Source organism: Streptomyces sp. NPDC046862, from assembly GCF_040704615.1.
Classification (GTDB): Bacteria; Actinomycetota; Actinomycetes; order Streptomycetales; family Streptomycetaceae; genus Streptomyces.
Window position 1 is genome coordinate 366,259 of sequence record NZ_JBEYXP010000002.1, and the last position, 19,867, is coordinate 386,125.

At 70.0% G+C, this 19,867-nt stretch carries 20 protein-coding genes; 11 read left to right on the plus strand and 9 right to left on the minus strand.

Annotated elements, in window-relative coordinates; all coding sequences use genetic code 11:
* Positions 1-86 precede the first annotated feature (86 nt).
* From AB0959_RS03585 to AB0959_RS03595, 3 genes are all read left to right on the plus strand, one after another.
* Positions 87-203 (plus strand): SGM_5486 family transporter-associated protein, encoded by a 117-nt coding sequence (locus AB0959_RS03585; protein WP_366824574.1) that lies wholly within the window; start codon positions 87-89, stop codon positions 201-203.
* Positions 204-363: 160 nt separating this feature from the next.
* On the plus strand, positions 364-579 hold the full coding sequence (locus AB0959_RS03590; protein WP_366824575.1) for a hypothetical protein: 216 nt from the start codon (positions 364-366) through the stop codon (positions 577-579).
* A 143-nt stretch (positions 580-722) separates the two neighbouring features.
* Complete coding sequence (locus AB0959_RS03595) at positions 723-1,241, plus strand: histidine phosphatase family protein (RefSeq protein ID WP_366824577.1); 519 nt, start codon at positions 723-725, stop codon at positions 1,239-1,241.
* Positions 1,242-1,367: 126 nt separating this feature from the next.
* On the opposite strand, the gene serB is transcribed toward AB0959_RS03595, so the two are convergent.
* Together serB and AB0959_RS03605 are read right to left on the minus strand one after the other, a co-directional pair.
* Positions 1,368-2,576: a phosphoserine phosphatase SerB gene (serB, locus tag AB0959_RS03600; protein WP_366824578.1), complete on the minus strand. Its 1,209-nt coding sequence runs from the start codon at positions 2,574-2,576 to the stop codon at positions 1,368-1,370.
* A 136-nt stretch (positions 2,577-2,712) separates the two neighbouring features.
* Positions 2,713-4,548, minus strand: coding sequence for a streptophobe family protein (locus AB0959_RS03605; RefSeq protein ID WP_366824579.1), 1,836 nt, complete (start codon positions 4,546-4,548; stop codon positions 2,713-2,715).
* 241 nt (positions 4,549-4,789) lie between these two features.
* Here AB0959_RS03605 and AB0959_RS03610 point away from each other — a divergent pair, with 241 nt between their 5' ends.
* On the plus strand, positions 4,790-7,381 hold the full coding sequence (locus tag AB0959_RS03610) for an FHA domain-containing protein (protein WP_366824580.1): 2,592 nt from the start codon (positions 4,790-4,792) through the stop codon (positions 7,379-7,381).
* An 83-nt stretch (positions 7,382-7,464) separates the two neighbouring features.
* On the opposite strand, the gene AB0959_RS03615 is transcribed toward AB0959_RS03610, so the two are convergent.
* The 3 genes from AB0959_RS03615 to AB0959_RS03625 all read right to left on the minus strand — a co-directional run bounded on the left by AB0959_RS03615 (position 7,465) and on the right by AB0959_RS03625 (position 10,274).
* Entirely contained in the window at positions 7,465-8,190 is a 726-nt protein-coding gene (locus AB0959_RS03615) for a transglycosylase SLT domain-containing protein (protein ID WP_366824581.1), read from the minus strand.
* A gap of 297 nt (positions 8,191-8,487) precedes the next feature.
* Entirely contained in the window at positions 8,488-9,582 is a 1,095-nt protein-coding gene (locus AB0959_RS03620; RefSeq protein WP_366824582.1) for an S-adenosylmethionine:tRNA ribosyltransferase-isomerase, read from the minus strand.
* On the minus strand, positions 9,579-10,274 hold the full coding sequence (locus AB0959_RS03625; protein WP_366824583.1) for an SDR family NAD(P)-dependent oxidoreductase: 696 nt from the start codon (positions 10,272-10,274) through the stop codon (positions 9,579-9,581). The genes AB0959_RS03620 and AB0959_RS03625 overlap by 4 nt, the downstream gene beginning before the upstream one ends.
* A 238-nt stretch (positions 10,275-10,512) precedes the next feature.
* Here AB0959_RS03625 and AB0959_RS03630 point away from each other — a divergent pair, with 238 nt between their 5' ends.
* The 3 genes from AB0959_RS03630 (at position 10,513) to chpE (ending at position 12,721) form a co-directional block, all read left to right on the plus strand.
* On the plus strand, positions 10,513-11,658 hold the full coding sequence (locus AB0959_RS03630; RefSeq protein ID WP_366824584.1) for a GAF domain-containing sensor histidine kinase: 1,146 nt from the start codon (positions 10,513-10,515) through the stop codon (positions 11,656-11,658).
* Positions 11,651-12,289, plus strand: coding sequence for a response regulator transcription factor (locus tag AB0959_RS03635; RefSeq protein WP_366824585.1), 639 nt, complete (start codon positions 11,651-11,653; stop codon positions 12,287-12,289). The genes AB0959_RS03630 and AB0959_RS03635 overlap by 8 nt, the downstream gene beginning before the upstream one ends.
* A gap of 183 nt (positions 12,290-12,472) precedes the next feature.
* Complete coding sequence (gene chpE / locus AB0959_RS03640; RefSeq protein WP_366824586.1) at positions 12,473-12,721, plus strand: chaplin ChpE; 249 nt, start codon at positions 12,473-12,475, stop codon at positions 12,719-12,721.
* A gap of 247 nt (positions 12,722-12,968) precedes the next feature.
* Here chpE and AB0959_RS03645 read toward each other — a convergent pair whose 3' ends face one another.
* Entirely contained in the window at positions 12,969-13,757 is a 789-nt protein-coding gene (locus AB0959_RS03645) for a hypothetical protein (RefSeq protein ID WP_366824587.1), read from the minus strand.
* Positions 13,758-13,925: 168 nt separating this feature from the next.
* On the opposite strand from AB0959_RS03645, the gene AB0959_RS03650 reads away from it, so the two are divergent.
* The 3 genes from AB0959_RS03650 (at position 13,926) to AB0959_RS03660 (ending at position 16,368) form a co-directional block, all read left to right on the plus strand.
* Positions 13,926-14,717 (plus strand): ABC transporter ATP-binding protein, encoded by a 792-nt coding sequence (locus AB0959_RS03650; RefSeq protein WP_366824588.1) that lies wholly within the window; start codon positions 13,926-13,928, stop codon positions 14,715-14,717.
* Between the two features lie 119 nt (positions 14,718-14,836).
* Complete coding sequence (locus AB0959_RS03655) at positions 14,837-15,268, plus strand: NfeD family protein (RefSeq protein WP_366824589.1); 432 nt, start codon at positions 14,837-14,839, stop codon at positions 15,266-15,268.
* A 143-nt stretch (positions 15,269-15,411) separates the two neighbouring features.
* The gene (locus tag AB0959_RS03660; protein ID WP_366824590.1) at positions 15,412-16,368 is read left to right on the plus strand and encodes an SPFH domain-containing protein; all 957 of its coding nucleotides are present in this window, start codon (positions 15,412-15,414) and stop codon (positions 16,366-16,368) included.
* Positions 16,369-16,451: 83 nt separating this feature from the next.
* On the opposite strand, the gene AB0959_RS03665 is transcribed toward AB0959_RS03660, so the two are convergent.
* The 3 genes from AB0959_RS03665 to AB0959_RS03675 all read right to left on the minus strand — a co-directional run bounded on the left by AB0959_RS03665 (position 16,452) and on the right by AB0959_RS03675 (position 18,490).
* Positions 16,452-16,958 (minus strand): HNH endonuclease, encoded by a 507-nt coding sequence (locus AB0959_RS03665; protein WP_366824591.1) that lies wholly within the window; start codon positions 16,956-16,958, stop codon positions 16,452-16,454.
* 168 nt (positions 16,959-17,126) lie between these two features.
* Complete coding sequence (locus AB0959_RS03670; RefSeq protein WP_366824592.1) at positions 17,127-17,666, minus strand: YbhB/YbcL family Raf kinase inhibitor-like protein; 540 nt, start codon at positions 17,664-17,666, stop codon at positions 17,127-17,129.
* A gap of 41 nt (positions 17,667-17,707) precedes the next feature.
* A complete protein-coding gene (locus AB0959_RS03675; RefSeq protein ID WP_366824593.1) occupies positions 17,708-18,490 on the minus strand; it encodes a sporulation protein in 783 nt (260 codons plus the stop codon).
* 171 nt (positions 18,491-18,661) lie between these two features.
* Here AB0959_RS03675 and AB0959_RS03680 point away from each other — a divergent pair, with 171 nt between their 5' ends.
* Positions 18,662-19,303, plus strand: coding sequence for a DNA-3-methyladenine glycosylase (locus tag AB0959_RS03680; RefSeq protein WP_366824594.1), 642 nt, complete (start codon positions 18,662-18,664; stop codon positions 19,301-19,303).
* Positions 19,304-19,867 lie beyond the last annotated feature (564 nt).

The window sequence follows — 19,867 nt, forward strand, 5'->3', positions numbered from 1 at the left end:
CCCGCCCACCGGTGGACCCACCGGTGGAGGGGCCCCAAGCCGACCCCACCGCAGGACAGGCGGGCGCGGGGTGCGAGACTGACCGCATGCCCGTGCTCGACCCGAACCCCCAGAACGGCCAGAAGAAGCTGCTGATCGTCTTCGGCACGTTCTTCGCCATCTTTGTGGTCATCGCCATCATCGCGACGATCGCCTCCCCCTGACCCGCCCATGGTGGGGCTGTCCCCACCATCCCCTAGGGGGCAAGGGTCAGGGTCAAGTGGGTGGATCACCGGATGGGCCGCGGGGCCCGTATTCCGTAGCTTCGAGATGTGACCGCGAGGAAGCGGTCCAGGGACCACTCGAAGCACCCACGGAGGCGGCATGTCGGCCCATACGCACACCCGGCCCCACCCGGCGACCACGGGCGGCGTCGACATCCGGCTGCCCTGGTGGGCCCTCGTCCTGCCCATGGTCGCCTTCGTCTCCCTCCTGCTCCTGATCCTCAATCCCGCGGACGCCCAGGCGGCGACCGCCGACCCCACGCTCTCCCAGCTCTTCGAGCGGATACAGCAGGCACTGCTGCACGCCATACGGTGACGGCACGGGCTCCGCAGGTCCGCCGGAGAGGCGGCGCGGGGCGGTGGAAGGGAGCGCTACCAGCGGCAACCGCTTCCGCAGGCCCTGAAGGCGCTCGTCAACTACCTGCGCCCCGTGGCGTGTTTCATGCGAAGCTGGGACGCATGAGCGTCGCAGAACCCCGCAGGATTGTCCTCTTCCGGCATGCGAAGGCCGACTGGCCACAGGTGTCCGACCACGAGCGGCCGCTCGCTGACCGGGGCCGCAAGGACGCCCCCGTCGCCGGCCGCAAGCTGGCCGACTCCGGCATCCCCTTCGATCTGGCACTCTGCTCCACCGCGGTCCGCACCCGCGAGACCTGGAAGCTCGCCGTCCATGAGCTGCCCCACCGGCCGAAAACGGTCTATGAGGAGCGGATCTACGAGGCCTCGCCCGGTGAGCTGATCGCCGTGCTCAACGAACTTCCCGACGACGCCCAGAACGTCGTCCTCATCGGCCACAACCCCGGCGTCCAGGGCCTGGCCGACATCCTGGCCGGCTCCTCCGAGGGCGACGCCCGGGAGAGGATGAGCCGCCTCGGCTACCCCGCCGCGGCCTTCGCCGTGCTCTCCTTCGACGGCACCTGGAAGGCCCTGGAGCCGGGCGTGGCCACGCTGCTCGACTACTGGGCGCCCACGGAGTAAGGCCTCCACCGCAACGACGAGGGCCCGGCACCATCGCGGTGCCGGGCCCCTTCACGTACGTACTCTCTGCTGCTCACTGCTCACTGCTCACTGCTCACTGCTCACTGCTCACTGCTCGTGCCCGGGTCAGGCGTCCTCGTGCATGTCCGCCGCCTCGACCTCTTCGCGGGTCACGCCGAGCAGGTAGAGGACCGTGTCGAGGAAGGGGAAGTTCACCGCGGTGTGCGCGGCCTCGCGCACCACCGGCTTGGCGTTGAAGGCGACGCCCAGCCCGGCCGCGTTCAGCATGTCCAGGTCGTTCGCACCGTCACCGATCGCCACCGTCTGTGCCAGCGGCACGCCCGCCTCGGCCGCGAAGCGGCGCAGCAGCCGCGCCTTGCCCGCCCGGTCCACGATCTCGCCGACGACCTTGCCCGTGAGCTTGCCGTCGACGATCTCCAGCGTGTTGGCCTGCGCGAAGTCGAGCCCGAGTCGCTCCTTCAGATCGTCCGTGACCTGGGTGAACCCACCCGAGACGACCCCGACCTGGAAGCCCAGCCGCTTCAGCGTACGGATCAGTGTGCGCGCTCCCGGCGTGAGCCGCACCTCGCTGCGCACCTTTTCCACCACCGAGGCGTCGAGCCCTTCGAGGAGCGCCACGCGCGCGTGCAGCGACTGCTCGAAGTCGAGCTCCCCGCGCATCGCGGCCGCCGTGACCTCGGCGACCTTCTCCTCGCACCCCGCGTGCGCGGCGAAGAGCTCGATCACCTCGTCCTGGATGAGCGTCGAGTCGACGTCCATGACCACCAGCCGCTGGGCCCGTCTGTGCAGCCCGGCCGGCACCACCGCCACGTCCACGCCCAGCGCCGCCGACTCGGTCACCAGGGCCGTGCGCAGGCTCTCCGGCTCCGCACCGGACACGGCGAACTCGACCGCCGTCACCGGGTACTTGGCGAGGCGGAAGATACGGTCGATGTTGCCGCCGGTCGCTGTGATCCGCGCCGCGATTCGGGCCGTCGACTCGGCGGTCAGCGGGTGCCCGAGCACGGTGACGAGGGAGCGCCCGAGGCCTCGCGGACGGTTGTCGCCGAGGCCGGAGATGATCTCCGCCTGCATCTTCATGGACTCGGCCCAGTTGTGGACGGTGGCCCGCATGTCGCCCTCGAGCCCGCCGGGCGGCAAGGTCACGAGCGCGCACAGGACCAGGCGGCCACGGGTGACGACCTGCTCGATGTCGACCACGTCGACGGAGTAGGCGGCGAGGGTGTCGAAGAGCCCGGCTGTGATACCCGGCCGGTCCTTGCCGAAGATCTTGACAAGGAGAGTGGGGACGTCAGAGGTCTGCGAAGCGCTCATGGTGTTCCCACCGTATCCGGCGCGCCTCGCCCGTCGCCTCCGAGGTCCCCCCAGCGGGCGGCGAACAATGGGTTGCGCGCGGATGACGTACTCCTTGATCGCCGGCGACGTGCGCCGAGACCGGCGGCGCCGCGGCTCAGCGCCCTCGCGGCCTCGGCGGTTGTGGAGGCGGCGGGGGCACGTCGTCCGGCGGGGGCGGCGGCTCCGGCCAGTCCCGGGAACCCGACCGGGGGCGCTGCGGGGGCCTCCGGGGCGGCGGGGGGACCGGCCGTGCCACCGTGGGCGCACCGTACACGTCGGGCCCGTTCCCAGGCCCCCCGGAGCCCGGCCGGGAGCCGCCGCCCTGTGGGGAGCCCACACCGTGCCCGGAGCCGCCGCCCCGACCCCGCGGTCCGTCCGGCGGCCCGTCCGGCCACCGCAGGTACGGATTGGTGTCCGGGTTCGGCGGCCGGTACGGCGCACTTGGCGTGTACGGCCCCGACGACGAGCCCTGGGTGCCCCATGCCCCAGACGGTCCCTGAGAGCCCTGAGCCCCAAGAGATCCCTGAGACCCATGGGCCCACGGCGAGGCACTCCGTCCCGCCGCCCCGCTCGCGTACGCCAGCAGCGCCCCGGCGGCCCCGGCGCCCGCCCCCCACAGCACGCCCAGCAGCAGTGCCATCCCGAGGTGTCCGTGGAGCTCTATGCCCGCCCCGAACGCGTCGAAGCCGAGTACCGACAGCGAGGCGTCCACCGACACCTCGGTCAGCCAGGCCAGCAGCGGCAGTGCCAGTGCCGTCGCGATCCCCAGCCGAAGTGCGCAGCGCCCCGCGAGCCCGAGCGCATCCCCACCTGGTCCATCCGCACCGGTCCGCTTCCCCGCAACCGCAGCAGACGGTTCCCGTGCAAACGGCGTACGTACGGCGGTCAGTACCCCCGCGAACACCATCATGAGGGCGGCTCCCACCCCCAGCAGCCAGACCCTGCTGTCCAGCTCCGCCAGCCGGCCGAGGGTGACGGACTGGCCGGAGCCGGGGCGGAGCAGCTCGTCGAGCGGGTCGGGCAGCAGGCCCGCCAGCTCACCGGTGGCCTTGCCGTCCCACGGCACGAACAGGCCGATCGGGATGCCCAGCCAGACCCCGTTGGGCGCACCGACCAGGGCCGCGCCCGCGATCCGCCGGGGGTTGTCGTCGCCGATCGCCGCGTACGCCGCCGCGGCGAACCCCGCGAGGACCGCCATCAGCAACACGCTGACCAGGGCGGACACGGCGGGCCGTACCACCCTGTGCACCGCGTCCCAGCCGGGTGGCAGGGGAGTTCGGCGCGAGGCCAGTAGCGCGATCACCAGGACACCGGCGCACCACGTCAGGCCGCCGAGCAGCGTGGACGCGGTGTCCACCGTGAAGCCGACCTTCGCCTTGGCGTCCACGAGGTCGCCCAGCCGGTCCGGCAGCAACCCGCCGATGTCGCCGAGCCCGGGCACCTCGACACCGCCCAGCTTGTCCCCGCCGGGCATGTCGTCGAGCCCCAGCGAGCCGCCGTCGAGGGTGATGACGCTGTGGCCGGCCCAGGCGAGCCCGCCCAGCAGGGCGACGAACAGCACGACCACCGCGCCCGCGCGCGCGATGAGTTCGGCGGGCGCGATCACAACTCCCGCTCCGCGCAGGGAGCGCAGGAAGAACCACGACAGCAGGAGCGCTCCCACGAGCCCCACCCCGAGTGGCGAGATCTGTATGGCGGTGGTCGCCTGCGCCCCTTCCAGGCCAAAGACGGAGACATCACCCGACGGAGTGACGGAACCACCCGCACCAAGCGCCACAACCGCGGCGGTCATCGGTCCGAGCGAGCCCGCCGAGTCCGCTTCGAGCAGGTGCAGACCGAGCGCGGCCGTTCCCGCCATACCGATCAAAGCCCAGCTCACGGCGGCGATCGCGGAGAGCAGGACGTCACCCCAGGGGATGCTCCTGGCCTGCTGTGAGGTACCGGTGCTCATGGTCAGACCCCCCGATCCGCGCCGCGGCGTTCCACCGCGGATGTCCCCCTCGCGTCGGATTACCACTCTCCGGCCCGGTTTCAACCCCGTCAACGGGACCAGTCGATGCCCTCGTTCGCTCGCTTCACAAGGCCCGACTTTCAGTCAGGGTGCCGAGCCTGAAATAGTTCCCCCCGATGTTCGACATCCCTAGACTCCCTGTGTTGGGGGTATCTCGGGGGACAACTCAGTGGGGCGTGGAGTGCCGGAACTCGAATCGAATGGACAAACCTGGACGCTCGACCCGTCCAGGGCATACACGCTCGGGCGTGATCCGCAGGGCGACGTCGTGTTCGACGACGCCCGAGTGTCGTGGCGTCACGCCACCATCAGCTGGACCGGCCGGAGTTGGGTCATCGAGGACCACGGCAGCACCAACGGCACGTTCGTGCAGGGCCAGCGGATCCACCACCTGGAGATCGGCCCCGGCTCGGCCGTACACCTCGGCAACGCGACCGACGGCCCGCGCCTGAGCCTGACCGGCTCCGCCGCCCCGGTCGTCACGCCGCAGGCACAGCCGCAGCAGCCCTACGCGGCCCAGGGCGCGAACCCCGGCTGGGCGGCCCAGCAGGCCGCACCGCCGCAACACGCTGCGCCGCAACACGCTGCGCCGCAGCAGGCCGCGCCGCAGCAGGTCTGGCCGCAGCCGCAGCAGGCGCAGGTCCCTCACCAGCAGGCGCACCAGGCGCACCAGGCGCACCAGCAGGGCGGGGGCGACGGCTACGCACAGCAGGGACCCGGTGGTGTCGCGGGGGCGCCGCCGGTCTACGGCGACCGCAGCCCGACCACGTTCCACCAGTTCGCCCTTGGCCGCGTCATGCGCATCGGCCGCGCCCTGGACAACGAACTGGTCGTCTCCGACCTCCAGGTCTCGCGCCACCACGCCGAGTTCCACGTCACGCCCGACGGCCGCTTCGAGATCCGCGACCTCGGCTCGCACAACGGCACGTTCGTCAACGGTATGCCGATCGCCAAGAGCGGCTCGGCGATGCTCGGCCCGAACGACATCGTCGGCGTGGGCCACTCGACGTTCCGTATCGTCGGTGACCGCCTCGAGGAGTTCGTCGACACCGGTGAGGTCTCCTTCTCCGCCCGCCATCTGACCGTCACGGTCGACGGCGGCAAGCAGATCCTGAAGGACGTCTCGTTCGGTGTCCCCGAGAAGTCGCTGATCGCGGTCATCGGCCCGTCCGGCTCCGGCAAGTCGACCCTGCTGAAGGCCCTCACCGGTTACCGCCCGGCCAACCAGGGCGACGTCCTCTACGACAACCGGAACCTGTACAAGCAGTTCGCCGAGCTGCGCCAGCGCATCGGTCTGGTCCCGCAGGACGACATCCTGCACAAGGAGCTGACCGTCAAGAAGGCCCTCAAGTACGCGGCCAAGCTGCGCTTCCCCGCCGACACCACGGCCCAGGAGCGCGAGGCCCGCATCGACGAGGTGCTGCGCGAACTCAAGCTGGACATCCACAAGGACAAGAAGGTCACGTCCCTGTCCGGCGGTCAGCGCAAGCGCGTCTCGGTCGCCCTCGAGCTGCTCACCAAGCCGTCGCTGATCTTCCTGGACGAGCCGACCTCCGGCCTCGACCCGGGCATGGACCGCGATGTGATGCAGCTGCTGCGCGGTCTCGCCGACGACGGCCGTACGGTCCTCGTCGTCACCCACTCGGTGGCCGAGCTGGCGCTGTGCGACAAGCTGCTCGTGATGGCGCCCGGCGGCGCGGTCGCCTACTTCGGCCCGCCGGAGGAGGCCCTCAACTTCTTCGGCTACGACAGCTGGGCCGATGTCTTCTCCGCCTTCGAGAACTACCGCGACTACGACTGGGCGGGCCGCTGGAAGGGCTCGCAGCACTACCAGATGTACGCCGCGGACATCGACGCCGTCGCCCCGCAGTCCGTACACATGCCCCCGCCCCAGCAGATGCGCCCGCCCAAGCCGCAGGCCTGGGGCTCGCAGCTGCTGACCCTGGTCCGGCGGTACGCGTCGGTCATCGCGTCCGACAAGGGCTTCATGGCCCTGATGCTGATCCTGCCCGCCGTGCTCGGCGCGGTCAGCCTGCTCATCGACTCGGGCAACACCCTGCTGCCCAACGAGCCGCGCGCCAACGGCCTGCGGATCCCTAACGGCACCGCCACCACCGTCCTGCTGATCATCGCCGTCGGCGCCTGCTTCGCCGGCGCGGCCAATTCCGTCCGCGAGCTGATCAAGGAACGGGTGATCTACGAACGGGAGCGCGCGACGGGCCTGTCCCGCTCGGCCTACCTGATGTCCAAGGTCATCGTGCTCGGCATGATCACCATGGTCCAGGGCCTGATCGTCGGCGGGATCGGCTTCGGCGCCCGCGAGGTCCCGGCGGAGGGCCTGGTCCTCGGCAGCCTGACCAAGCTGGAGCTCTGCCTGCCGGTCATGGCCCTCGGCTTCACCTCGATGATGTTCGGTCTGGTGATCTCCGCGCTGGTCAAGACGGCCGAGAAGACCATGCCGCTGCTGGTGATGTTCGCCATCATCCAGGTCGTCTTCACCGGCTGCCTGTTCATCCTGAACGGCTCCGTCGGTGCCAACGAGTTCTCCTACCTCATGCCGTCCCGCTGGGCCGTCGCCGCCGCGGGTGCCACGCTGGACTTCAACCTCGTGAACCCGAACAAGGACGACCCGACCGCGACCGACCCGCTGTGGGACCACACGGTCGGCGTCTGGGCCCTGGACATGGCCGCCCTGATCGCCATCGGTGTGATCTGCGGCTTCCTCGTGGCCCGCTTCCTGCGCAACCACGAGCCCGAGGTCATGCGCAAGTAGCCGCCTCCGCACGGACCGAAGGGCGGCACCCCGTCAGGTGGGTGCCGCCCTTCGGCGTTCGTGTTGCCGGGATCGCGCCGGCGTCAGTAGGCGCTGTTGACGTTGTCCATGGAGCCGTACCGGTCGGCCGCGTAGTTGCAGGCGGCGGTGATGTTGGAGACCGGGTTGTAGATGTCCCAGGACGTGCCGGGCACGTGGTAGGTCTTGAAGGTCGGCGGGATGACCTGCAGCAGCCCCTTCGAGGGGATGCCGTTGATGGCGTTGATGTCCCAGTTGTTGATGGCCTTCGGGTTGCCGGAGGACTCACGCAGGATGTTGCGCTTGATGCCGTCGTAGGAACCCGGGATCTTGTGCTGCTTCATGATGTCCAGCGACTGGCGGATCCACCCGTCGAGGTTGTTCGGGTAGGTCTTCGCGGCGACCGGCTTGACCACGAGGCGCTGGGCGGACCGGCTCGCGGCCTCCTTCTTCGCACGCTCCAGGTCGGCCTTCTTCTTGGCGGCGGCCTCGGCGGCGGCCTTCTTGGCGGCCTCGTCCGCGGTCTTCTTCTTCGCCGCGGCGGCCTCGGCCTTGAAGCCCGCGTTGGCGAGCTGGTCGGTGAGGGCGGCCTTCACGTCCTTGGCCTGCTGCTGGCTGGACACCACCTTGGCGGCGGGTACGGCCGTGTCTGCTGCCGAGGCCTGCCCGCCCCCCGGTACGAGGGTGAGGGCGACTGAGGCGGCACCGAGGCCCGCGACACCCGCAAGCGACAGCTTGTGGGCCTTGGGCAGGGCACGACTACGACCGACGATGGTGGTGAACTTGGGCATGCTGATTGACCTCTTCGAATAGCTCGGGGAGGTCGCTCTGAGGCCGGTGGGGGACTCGGTGTTCCAGCACAAGCGCCGCGGGAGAAACCGCGGCGCCGAGCGACGAGAGCAATTCTTAGCGGCCGCAAAATGCCCTGGCAAAGGTGTGACGTACGACCCGGGGTAGTGGACGCAGGAACGACAAAACGGGACAGATGGGTACGTCTGTCCCGTTCATTCGCCCCTTTTGTATCTCCTAGGGAAGTTCGTACGTGATGCGCGCCCTATGCGCGGCCTCACATCGCCGGGGCGATCGTCTCACCAGCAGTTGCTGGCGCAATGCGCTGTGTGAGGGCCTTCCGCCGGGAGAATGAGGTGCACGTCCCCGAACTCGTGCCACAGGTAGCGCCCGCGGAGCGCCTCCTCGTACGCCCGGTCGATCGCGTCCCGCCCGGCGACCGCCTCCAGCATCAGAAGATGCGAGGCCTCCGGCTCGTGCAGCCCGGTCAGCAACCCGTCCACCACCCGCACCCCGCGCTCCGGGGTCACGACGAGCCCGGTCCAGCCCTCCGCGCCCCGCACCACCCCGTCGGACCCGGCCGCCGACTCCACGGCCCGTACCGCCGTCGTACCGATCGCGACGACCCTGCCGTCTCCCGCCCTCACCGCGTTGATCAGCCGCGCCGACGCCTCCGGCACGGCGAAGCGCTCCGGATACGGCGGCTCGTGCGCCTCCGGTGACGCCACCCCCGTGTGCAGCGTCACCGGCGCGAACTGCACGCCCCGGCTCACCAGCTCGGCCACCAGCCGCGCGGTGAAGGGCCGCGCGGCACTCGGCATCTCCGCACTGCCCGCACCGTCGTCCGACGGCAGCGCGAACACCGTCTGGTACGCCGACAGCGGCTGGTCCCGCTCCGTGTACGCGTACCGGACGGGCCGCCCGTGCTCCCGCAGCAGCCCGAGGACGTCCCGCTCTGTCGGCTCCGACACACGCCCCCACCACAGCCGGGCGCCGAGCGCGCTCAGCGGCTCCTCCAGAACCAGCCGTACGCCCCCCGGCAGGCACACCTTCGTCCCTGCGGGCCCGCCCGCACGCGCGCGCGTGGTGCCCGTCCCGTCCGGATCCCGCAGCTCGACCGCCCACCGCCCGTCGTCACCCCGCGTCGAGAAGTGCACCACCACGCGCGCGTGCCCGACGCGACCGTCCACGGCGGCCGCCAGCGTGGGCGAGGTGTTGACGACGAGCAGGTCCCCGGCCCGCAGCAGCCGCGGCAGCTCCACGAACGAGTGGTGCGACACCTCCGTACCGCGCGAGACCAGCAGCCGCACCGCGTCCCGCTCCAGCCCGGGACCGCGCTGCTCGGCGGGCACCCGCGCCGACAGCTCCTCCGGCACCCTCACCGAGGTCGTCATCGACCCTCCAGCAGGGACGGCGCACCGTAGCGGCCACTGGCCGGGCGCTCGTCCAGCAGACGCAGGAAGGCCGGCACGACACTCGCCGGCTCCGGCCGCGGATCATCGTCGTCCGGCACGGCCGCCGCGTACAGGTCCGTACCCATGTCCCCGGGATCGACCGCCCACACCCGCAGCCCGGGCTCCTCCTCGGCGAGCACCGCCGACAGATGGTCCAGCGCCGCCTTCGACGCCCCGTACCCGCCCCACGTCTCGTACGCCTCGGCGGCCGCGTCCGAGCTGACGGAGATCACCGCGCCCGCTCGGGAGGCCCGCAGCAGCGGCAGCGCTTCCTGGGCGAGCCCCAGCGCGGCGACCACGTTCACCTCCAGTGCCCGCCGCAGTCCCTCCAGCGGGAGCTCGTCCAGCCGTACGAGCGGCTCGGCACCCAGGGCACTCGCGTTGTTCACCAGCAGGTCGACACCGCCCAGCCGACGCGCCGCCGCCACCAGCTCGGCCCGGTGCCCGGCGTCCGTGACGTCGCCCGCCAGGGCCTCCACACGCGTCCCGTGCGCCGACAGTTCCTTCGCCGCCTCCTGGAGCACGTCCCCCGTCCTGGCGTCGAGCACCAGGTCCCAGCCGCGCTCCGCGAGAGCGGCGCCGAGCGCCCGTCCCAACCCCTTCGAAGCCCCCGTGATGATCGCTACCGGCATGACATCCGTCCCCTCGTCCCGTGACCGCCGCTCCCGGAGCGGGCGGCCTCCGACCGCACACGGGCGCCGGCCGCCGCCCGCTCTCGTCGGACGCCTTCAACCTAGGAACCGGGCCGTCCCGAGCGCCTCGGACGCGGGCCGCAATGCGCCAGGGCCCTTCGCCCTAGGGCCCGAGGCCCAGGCGGAGGCCGTCACAGGTCCCATCCGCGGTGTCACACCCCGCGGGTACCGTGAGGTCATGAGCCAAGGTCCACGGTCCGGCCTCGCCGCGGTGAGTTCGGCGCTGCTCGCCATGAGCAGGCACCTGGAGGTGCGCGACGTCCTCAAGACGATCGTGGCCTCCGCGCGCGAGCTGCTCGACGCGGAGTACGCGGCGCTGGGCGTGCCCGACGACCACGGCGGCTTCGCCCAGTTCGTCGTCGACGGCGTGAGCGACGAGCAATGGAAGGCCATCGGCCCACTCCCGCGCCAGCACGGCATCCTGGCCGCGATGCTGCGCGAGGCGAAGGCGGAGCGCCTCGCCGACGTACGCAAGGATCCCCGCTTCGAGGGCTGGCCGAGCGCCCACCCCGAGATGGCCGACTTCCTCGGCCTGCCCATCCGGGACGGCGACGAGATCATCGGCGCCCTCTTCCTCGCCAACAAGAGGTGCCCCAGGCCGAACGGGGCCTGCGGCTTCACCGAGGAGGACGAGGACCTGCTGTCGATCCTCGCCCAGCACGCCGCGATCGCCCTGACGAACGCGAGGCTCTACGAGCGCAGCCGCGAGCTCACCATCGCCGAGGAGCGCTCCCGCCTCGCCCACGAACTGCACGACGCGGTCAGTCAGAAGCTCTTCTCCCTGCGCCTGACCGCCCAGGCCGCGGCCGCCCTGGTCGACCGTGACCCCGGCCGTGCCAAGGGAGAGCTCCAGCAGGTGGCCGCGCTCGCCGCCGAGGCCGCGGACGAGCTGCGCGCCGCCGTGGTCGAGCTGCGCCCCGCGGGTCTCGCCGAGGACGGCCTGGTCGCCACCCTGCGCACCCAGGTCCAGGTCCTCGACCGCGCCCACACCGCGCGCGTGACCTTCACCAGCCGCGGCGTCCGGGCCCTGCCCGCGGCCCACGAGGAAGCCATGCTCCGCGTCGCCCAGGAGGCACTGCACAACGCGCTGCGGCACTCGGGGGCCGAGCGGGTTGAGGTGGCCCTGGAGCGGCACGACGGCGCGGCGGTCCTGCGCGTCACGGACGACGGCGGCGGCTTCGACCCGGCGTCCATACGGCGCGCGGGACGCCACCTCGGCCTGGTCTCCATGCGTGACCGGGCGAGCGGGGTCGGCGGCCGCCTGACCGTGGAATCGGCGCCCGGCAAGGGCACCACGATCGAGATGGAGGTCCCCGGTGGCTGACGCAATCAAGGTGCTGCTCGTCGACGACCACCAGGTGGTCCGCCGGGGCTTGCGCACCTTCCTGGAGGTCCAGGACGACATCGAGGTCGTGGGCGAGGCGTCCGACGGCGCCGAAGGGGTCGCCCGCGCCCAGGAGCTCAAGCCCGACATCGTCCTCATGGACGTCAAGATGCCGGGCATGGACGGCGTCGAGGCCCTGCGCGAGCTGCGCGCGCTCGACAACCCCGCGCGGGTGCTGATCGTCACCAGCTTCACCGAGCAGCGCACGGTGGTCCCGGCCCTGCGCGCCGGCGCCGCCGGGTACGTCTACAAGGACGTGGACCCCGACGCGCTCGCCGGAGCCATCCGCTCGGTGCACGCCGGACACATCCTGCTCCAGCCGGAGGTGGCCGGCGCGCTTCTCTCCCAGGAGGAGGCCAACTCGGGCCAGGGCAGGGGCGGTTCACTCACCGAGCGGGAGCGCGAGGTGCTCGGCCTGATCGCCGACGGCCGCTCGAACCGCGAGATCGCCCGTGCCCTGGTCCTCTCCGAGAAGACGGTCAAGACCCACGTCTCGAACATCCTGATGAAGCTGGACCTGGCCGACCGCACACAGGCCGCGTTGTGGGCGGTGCGTCACGGTGTGACGTGATGACCAGTGGGATTGATGATGAGATTGATGCGATGAGCGGCAATTCAGAAAGTTACGCCCCGGACTGAGATTCATACCGTCGTGTGTATGTCCCCCGAATGGCGCATCCTCGCCCGGACCCCGGCCGTTCCTCAGTGCGTGCTGCGGCGACCTGCCGCAGTGATCGCCAAGGAGGACTGAGAAGTGAAGAACCTGAAGAAGGCCGCTGCCGTCACCCTCGTGGCCGGTGGCCTGGTTGCCGCCGGTGCCGGCATGGCTTCCGCCACCGAGGGCGGGGCGCACGCGAGCGGCAAGGCCATCGGCTCGCCGGGCGTGGTCTCGGGCAACCTCGTCCAGGCTCCGGTCCACGTCCCCGTGAACGCGGTCGGCAACTCCGTCAACGTCATCGGCGTCCTGAACCCGGCCTTCGGCAACCTGGGCGTCAACCACTGAGGTCCCCCTGGACCAGCACGACCACCGGCCCCTAGGACGCCTCCCGGGGGCCGGTCAGTCATGTTTTGGGGGCGCGCGCCAAAGGGGCGCGGGGAACTGCGCGCTCAGCCACATACGACCCGCAGCAATACACCCACCCAGGCCACCCCAAGCGGGGGCCTGGGGGCGCAGCCCCCAGTGATGGGACGGGTAGGGGCGGCGGGGGCGAAAACCCTCCAGTCAGAGCCCTCTCGCCCAACGCACCCCCTCAGCTAACCCCCCGCTCCCGCTCCTCCACAACGGCGTTGTACGCAGCGACCTGCGCCCGCCGAGCCGTCCGCTCCACCGGCCGCAACGCCTCCGCCCGAGCCACCATCTCAGAGGCACTCACCGCACCCCCGTGCCCGTTCTCGTACGCCACCGAGATCAGCAACCCCACCCGCTGCGCCAACTCCAGCACCCGCACCGCCCGCGCCGGATACCCAGGCGCCAGCACCTCACGCCCCCGCTCGGCCCGCCCCCGGTACGCGTCGACCGCCGCCTCCGCCACCGGCCCCGACGCCGCCACGTCCAGTCGCGACAGCACCTCGGTCGCCTCCCGCAGCGCCTCCGCCAGCTCCCGCTCGGCCTCCCCGAGGGACGGCACATCGGCCGGCGGCGCCTCCCGCACCGCCAGACAGTGCCAGACGACCTCCACGTGCACATCGCCGTCGGGCCCGGCCTCGTAGACCTCCGGCACCAGTCCCAGCGCGGCCCCGTGACAGATCACCGCCTCCTCCGCGTCCAGCGCCCGTGCGTTGAACTCCGGCGGCCCGCTCAGCCCCAGCGGGTGCCCCGGCGCGGGCAGCGCCACCCGCAGCCCGGTCGCACCCAGCGACCGCAACCGCCCCAACGCCAGCGTCAGACCGACCGGCCCCGACTCCCCGGGCAGCCCGTCGACCCGGTGCACGGCGTCCTCACCGACGATCGCGAGTACCGCGTCGTCCGGTGAGACAAGTCCGGCCAAGAGGGCATTTCCCCATGAAGTGAGAAGTCCTGAACGTGGTTCCGAGAGCATGCCCACCACCCTAAGGACCGACCGATGGGATGGACCGCCCGACCGGTGGCGTAGATTTCCCTGGGGGCCGCGCACCACAGGCGAGGGCGGCGCCCACCGGCGTACGCGACAGCCGAGACAAGGCCGACAGCCGAGACAGGCGACACTGCAAGGGGAGACAGCGCGCTCATGAGCGATGTTCTGGAGCTGGAGGACGTATCCGTGGTCCGGGAGGGCCGGGCTCTGGTGGACCAGGTCTCCTGGTCGGTCAAGGAGGGCGAGCGCTGGGTCATCCTCGGCCCCAACGGCGCCGGGAAGACGACCCTCCTCAACCTCGCCTCCAGCTACCTCTTCCCCAGCAAGGGCACCGCCACGATCCTCGGCGACACCCTCGGCAAGGTCGATGTCTTCGACCTGCGCCCGCGCATCGGCATGGCCGGCATCGCCATGACCGAGAAGCTCCCCAGGCGCCAGACCGTCCTGCAGACCGTGCTGACCGCCGCCTACGGCATGACGGCCACCTGGAACGAGGACTACGAGGAGATCGACGAGCAGCGCGCCCGCGCCTTCCTCGACCGCCTCGGCATGACCGACTACGTGGACCGCAAGTTCGGAACCCTCTCCGAGGGCGAGCGCAAGCGCACCCTCATCTGCCGCGCGCTGATGGTCGACCCCGAGCTGCTGCTCCTCGACGAGCCCGCCGCCGGCCTCGACCTCGGCGGCCGCGAGGACCTCGTACGCCGCCTCGGCCGCCTGGCCCGCGACCCGATCGCGCCCTCCATGATCATGGTCACGCACCATGTCGAGGAGATTCCGCCGGGCTTCACCCACGTCCTGATGATCCGCCAGGGCAAGGTCCTCGCCGCGGGCCCGCTGGAGCTGGAACTCACCTCGCGCAACCTGTCCCTCTGCTTCGGCCTCCCGCTGGTCGTCGAGCAGATCGGCGACCGCTGGACCGCCCAGGGCCTGCCGCTGACCTGACGGTCAAGGCCTCTCTTCAGCCGTTGAGTTGGACGCTCCGGCCCCACAACCCGGGCCGGGCGGCCTCAACTTGATCACGCACTCTGTCGGCGGCACCGTCGCGGTCCTACCATGACGGTGTGGAAAGCATCGACGCATGGGTGTGGTGGCTGGTCGGCGCGGCCGGGCTCGGGGTCGCGCTCGTCGTGACCGCGATGCCGGAGCTGGGCATGCTCGCCGTGGGCGCCGTCACCGGCGCCGCGACCGCGGGGCTCGGTGCCGGCGTCGTCCTTCAAGTGGTCGTGTTCGCCGTCGTCTCGACCGCACTCATCGCCGTCGTACGTCCCATCGCGGCCCGGCACCGCACCCAGCGGCCCCAATTCGCCACCGGGGTGGACGCGTTGAAGGGCAAGCAAGCCGTCGTACTGGAACCGGTCGACAGTAGAGGCGGCCGGATAAAGCTCGCCGGGGAAGTCTGGTCGGCACGCGCTCTCGACGCCGGACAGACCTACGAAGTGGGCCAGGAAGTGGACGTCGTGGACATCGAAGGGGCCACGGCGATCATCATGTGACCTCGTACAACGCATCTGAGCCGAACGCTCGACCTGGCAGTGCGCGTTCTGTCAGACTCGACCAGCAAGATCTTCAACAGGCATAAGATCCTCCGGAAGTACCGACGGAAGTACCGAGGCGGAGAAGGGTACGGGGAGCCACGATGGGACCGGTCGTCATCGTCCTGATCATTCTGGTGGTGTTGGTCTTCATCGCGTTGATCAAAACCATCCAGGTCATCCCGCAGGCCAGCGCCGCCATCGTCGAGCGCTTCGGCCGCTACACGCGGACACTCAACGCGGGCCTGAACATCGTGGTCCCGTTCATCGACACCATCCGCAACCGCATCGACCTGCGTGAACAGGTCGTCCCGTTCCCGCCCCAACCGGTGATCACCCAGGACAACCTGGTCGTGAACATCGACACCGTCATCTACTACCAGGTGACCGACGCGCGGGCCGCCACGTACGAAGTCGCCAGCTACATCCAGGCGATCGAGCAGCTCACTGTGACCACTCTCCGCAACATCATCGGTGGCATGGACCTGGAGCGGACCCTCACCTCCCGTGAGGAGATCAACGCGGCCCTGCGCGGCGTCCTCGACGAGGCCACCGGCAAGTGGGGCATCCGCGTCAACCGCGTGGAACTGAAGGCCATCGAGCCCCCGACGTCCATCCAGGACTCGATGGAGAAGCAGATGCGCGCCGACCGCGACAAGCGCGCCGCGATCCTCACCGCCGAAGGTATCCGCCAGTCGCAGATCCTCACCGCCGAGGGTGAGAAGCAGTCCGCGATCCTGCGCGCCGAGGGTGAGGCCAAGGCCGCGGCCCTGAAGGCCGAGGGCGAGGCCCAGGCCATCCGTACGGTCTTCGAGTCCATCCACGCCGGCGACCCGGACCAGAAGCTGCTCTCGTACCAGTACCTGCAGATGCTGCCCAAGATCGCCGAGGGCGACGCCAACAAGCTCTGGATCGTCCCCAGCGAGATCGGCGACGCCCTCAAGGGCCTCTCCGGCGCCTTCGGCAACTTCGGCCCGATGGCCGGCGGTTCAGGCGGCGGCACCGTCCCCGGCCAGACCACGGGCACGGAACGCCGAGAGAAGCCGTCGATCACTGACTGAGGGGGCGCGCCCCGAAAGGGGCGCGGGGAACTGCGCGACCAGCCACAGCCGACCCGCAGTTCCCCGAAAACCTCTACAACACCCTACGCCGCGGGCTGCGCAAGCCACCCCGGCAGCGCCTCGAAGTTGTCGCCCCGCAGAGCGAGAAGCATCGCATCGGCCGGCGTGGGCTCGAACGGCTGCCGCAGCAGCGGCATACCCGCCTCGTCCGGCGTACGGTTCGCCTTGCGGTGATTGTCCTCCGCGCACGAGGCCACCGTGTTCAGCCAGGTGTCCCCACCGCCCTGCGACCGCGGCACCACATGGTCCACGGTCGTCGCCCGCCTACCGCAGTACGCGCACCTGTGCCGGTCGCGCACCAGGACACCCCGCCTCGACCACGGAGCTTGTCTTCGGAACGGCACCCGTACGTACCTGCAGAGCCTGATCACCCGAGGCGCAGGTATGTCGACCGCGGCTCCGCGCATGCGCAGCTCGGGGTGGGCCTGCTCCACGACCGCCTTGTCCTGCAGCACCAGCACGACGGCGCGGTTCAACGTCACCGTCGACAGCGGCTCGAAGCTCGCGTTCAACACCAGCGTGTCCCGCATTCCAGCCCACCTCCCGTGCAATCGGCCCACCCCCTGGCGGGCTTGGATCAACTCTGGCCGGGCACGCCGAGATGGACAACGCAATAAAAAATGCCCGCCTCTGATCAATTCCAAGACCAGAGGCGGGCAAACGTTCAATGAACGTCAGTTGCTGCGATCCACGTCAGCTCAGCTGTCGGCGAGAGCCTCGTACTCACCGATCAGCTGAGCTCGCGCCAGCGTGTGGAAGCGCAGGTTGAAGCCCACCACCGCGGGCGAGGCGTCCGAATCCGGGCCGAGCTTCTCCTGGTCCACGGCGTACACCGTGAACACATAGCGGTGCGCCGGGTCACCCGGCGGCGGTGCGGCACCGCCGAAGTCCTTGGTCCCGTAGTCGTTGCGCGCGTGGACCGCACCCTCGGGGAGCCCCTCGAACACGCCCGTGCCCGCACCCGTCGGCAACTCGGTGACCGAGGCCGGGATGTCGAACACCACCCAGTGCCAGAACCCGCTCCCCGTGGGGGCGTCGGGGTCGTAGCACGTCACGGCGAAACTCTTGGTCTCCGGCGGGAAGCCCTCCCAGCGCAACTGCGGCGAGGTGTTCCCCTCCGCGTAGACCTGAGCATCCTGCAGCGTCGCTCCCGGCGCGACCTCCTTGCTCGTGACCGTGAACGACGGCACGACCGGATGGAAGTCATGGGGAAGCGGCGGCCTGTTGGGCTCGGTCACCTCGGTACCTCCTGGTGGGTTGGAATCGCTCGCTGTCGAGCCTAGAACCAGTTGCGCTTGCTGCCGACCTCGGACAGCCACTGGTTCAGGTACGCGGCCCAATCGGTCTGCTGGTAGCCGTTCAGCCCCACCTTGAAGGAGCGGAAGGTGTCGCTGCCCTCACTGAACAGCCCCGGCTTCTTGTCCATCTCCAGCACGACGTCCATCTCGTGCTCGTCCGCCACGAAGCTCAGCTCGACCTGGTTCAGCCCGCGGTACTGCTGCGGCGGGAAGAACTCGATCTCCTGGTAGAACGGCAGCCGCTGCCGCGTACCCCTGATGTGCCCACGCTCCAGGTCCGCGTTCTTGAAGCGGAAGCCCAGCTGGATGAAGGCGTCCAGGAGCGCCTGCTGCGCCGGCAGCGGGTGCACGTTGATCGGGTCCAGGTCACCGGAGTCGACGGCCCGCGCGATCTCCAGCTCGGTCGTCACACCGATGTTCATCCCGCGCAGCGCCTGACCGTCGATCATCGTGATCGGCGTCTCCCACGGGATCTCCAGACCGAACGGCACCGCGTGGACCGCCTCGGCCTTCAGCTCGAAGGCCCCACCGAGGCGCACCTTGGTGAACTCGATGTCCTGCTTGTACTCCGTGTCCTGGCCCTCGACCTCGACCTTGGCCTGCAGCCCGACCGACAGCCCCTCGATCTGCTGGTCCACCGAGCCGCCCTGGATACGCACCTCACCCTGGACGACGCCACCCGGGACGACGTTGACCTCGGTCAGCACCGTCTCGACCGAAGCACCACCGGCTCCCAGACTCGCGAGCAGCCGCTTGAACCCCATGTCTCTTCCTCCCCAGGCAACGCCTGTGCTGTATGTGAAGCCCTGTCGTACGGATCCTTGATCCCTACAAACGCGATCCAGCCGTGACCGGTTCCGCGCCCTCACCCTTCCAAGACGGGCGCCGCCTGACCACCCGTCGGAACCCACCCGTCTGGACTACGCTCGTACGCCATGATCGCGACCCCCGACCGTACGCCCCTCACCCGCGACTTCTTCGACCGACCCGTCCTCGAGGTCGCACCGGACCTCCTGGGCCGCGTCCTCGTACGCACCACCCCGGACGGTCCGATCGAACTCCGCCTCACCGAGGTCGAGGCATACGACGGCGAGAACGACCCCGGCTCCCACGCCTATCGCGGCCGCACGCCCCGCAACGGCGTGATGTTCGGTCCGCCCGGCCATGTGTACGTCTACTTCACCTACGGGATGTGGCACTGCATGAACATGGTGTGCGGCCCGGAGGGCCGGGCGAGCGCGGTTCTGCTCCGGGCCGGTGAAGTCATAGTGGGCACCGAGCTCGCCGGCAAACGTCGACTCTCGGCCCGCAACGACAAGGAACTCGCCAAAGGACCCGCACGCCTGGCCACGGCCCTGGGCGTGGACCGGGCCCTCGACGGCGCGGACGCCTGCGCCGGCCCCGACAGCCCCTTCGCCCTCCTGACCGGCACTCCCGTCGCCCCCGACCAGGTACGCAGCGGCCCCCGCACCGGAGTCTCCGGTGACGGAGGCGTCCACCCCTGGCGCTACTGGATCGCCAACGACCCCACGGTGAGCCCGTATCGGGCCCACACCCCCCGCCGCCGCCGAACTTGACGCGTGCCCACGAGATCCGTAATGTAGCCCGAGCCGCTTGAGCCGGTTACTGCGTTCAGTCAGCAGCTGGCAGCGGCCAACCCACTACCTACGGCTCCCCCTCAGCAGGGGCGAATTCGTCATGCTCGCATGCCTGAATTCGGAACCCGCGGAACTCGATTATGAGATTGCCGAGGGAATCGGCTAACGTAGTGGATGTCGAAAGGCGAAAGCCCGCCGACGAAAATCCCGCCGACTGGGAATCGGGCCCGAAAGGATCTGATAGAGTCGGAAACACCGAAGGGAAGCGCCCGGAGGAAAGCCACGAGAGAGTCTCTCGGGTGAGTACAAAGGAAGCGTCCGTTCCTTGAGAACTCAACAGCGTGCCAAAAATCAACGCCAGATATGTTGATACCCCGTCTCCGGCCGATACGGCTGGGACGAGGTTCCTTTGAAAAAACACAGCGAGGACGCTGTGAACCGGGAGGATTATTCCTCTTCCTGGTTCCGCTCTCGTGGTGTTGCACCGGCTGTATTAATTTACTGGCCGAGTACACATTCACGGAGAGTTTGATCCTGGCTCAG

Excerpts from the sequence above, each read along its gene's own strand:
- AB0959_RS03585 (WP_366824574.1), top strand. The coding sequence starts at position 87 with ATGCCCGTGCTCGACCCGAACCCCCAGAACGGCCAGAAGAAGCTGCTG.
- AB0959_RS03590 (WP_366824575.1), top strand. The coding sequence starts at position 364 with ATGTCGGCCCATACGCACACCCGGCCCCACCCGGCGACCACGGGCGGC.
- AB0959_RS03595 (WP_366824577.1), top strand. The coding sequence starts at position 723 with ATGAGCGTCGCAGAACCCCGCAGGATTGTCCTCTTCCGGCATGCGAAG.
- serB (WP_366824578.1), bottom strand. The coding sequence starts at position 2,576 with ATGAGCGCTTCGCAGACCTCTGACGTCCCCACTCTCCTTGTCAAGATC.
- AB0959_RS03605 (WP_366824579.1), bottom strand. The coding sequence starts at position 4,548 with ATGAGCACCGGTACCTCACAGCAGGCCAGGAGCATCCCCTGGGGTGAC.
- AB0959_RS03615 (WP_366824581.1), bottom strand. The coding sequence starts at position 8,190 with ATGCCCAAGTTCACCACCATCGTCGGTCGTAGTCGTGCCCTGCCCAAG.
- AB0959_RS03620 (WP_366824582.1), bottom strand. The coding sequence starts at position 9,582 with ATGACGACCTCGGTGAGGGTGCCGGAGGAGCTGTCGGCGCGGGTGCCC.
- AB0959_RS03625 (WP_366824583.1), bottom strand. The coding sequence starts at position 10,274 with ATGCCGGTAGCGATCATCACGGGGGCTTCGAAGGGGTTGGGACGGGCG.
- AB0959_RS03630 (WP_366824584.1), top strand. The coding sequence starts at position 10,513 with ATGAGCCAAGGTCCACGGTCCGGCCTCGCCGCGGTGAGTTCGGCGCTG.
- AB0959_RS03645 (WP_366824587.1), bottom strand. The coding sequence starts at position 13,757 with ATGCTCTCGGAACCACGTTCAGGACTTCTCACTTCATGGGGAAATGCC.
- AB0959_RS03650 (WP_366824588.1), top strand. The coding sequence starts at position 13,926 with ATGAGCGATGTTCTGGAGCTGGAGGACGTATCCGTGGTCCGGGAGGGC.
- AB0959_RS03660 (WP_366824590.1), top strand. The coding sequence starts at position 15,412 with ATGGGACCGGTCGTCATCGTCCTGATCATTCTGGTGGTGTTGGTCTTC.
- AB0959_RS03665 (WP_366824591.1), bottom strand. The coding sequence starts at position 16,958 with ATGCGGGACACGCTGGTGTTGAACGCGAGCTTCGAGCCGCTGTCGACG.
- AB0959_RS03675 (WP_366824593.1), bottom strand. The coding sequence starts at position 18,490 with ATGGGGTTCAAGCGGCTGCTCGCGAGTCTGGGAGCCGGTGGTGCTTCG.
- AB0959_RS03680 (WP_366824594.1), top strand. The coding sequence starts at position 18,662 with ATGATCGCGACCCCCGACCGTACGCCCCTCACCCGCGACTTCTTCGAC.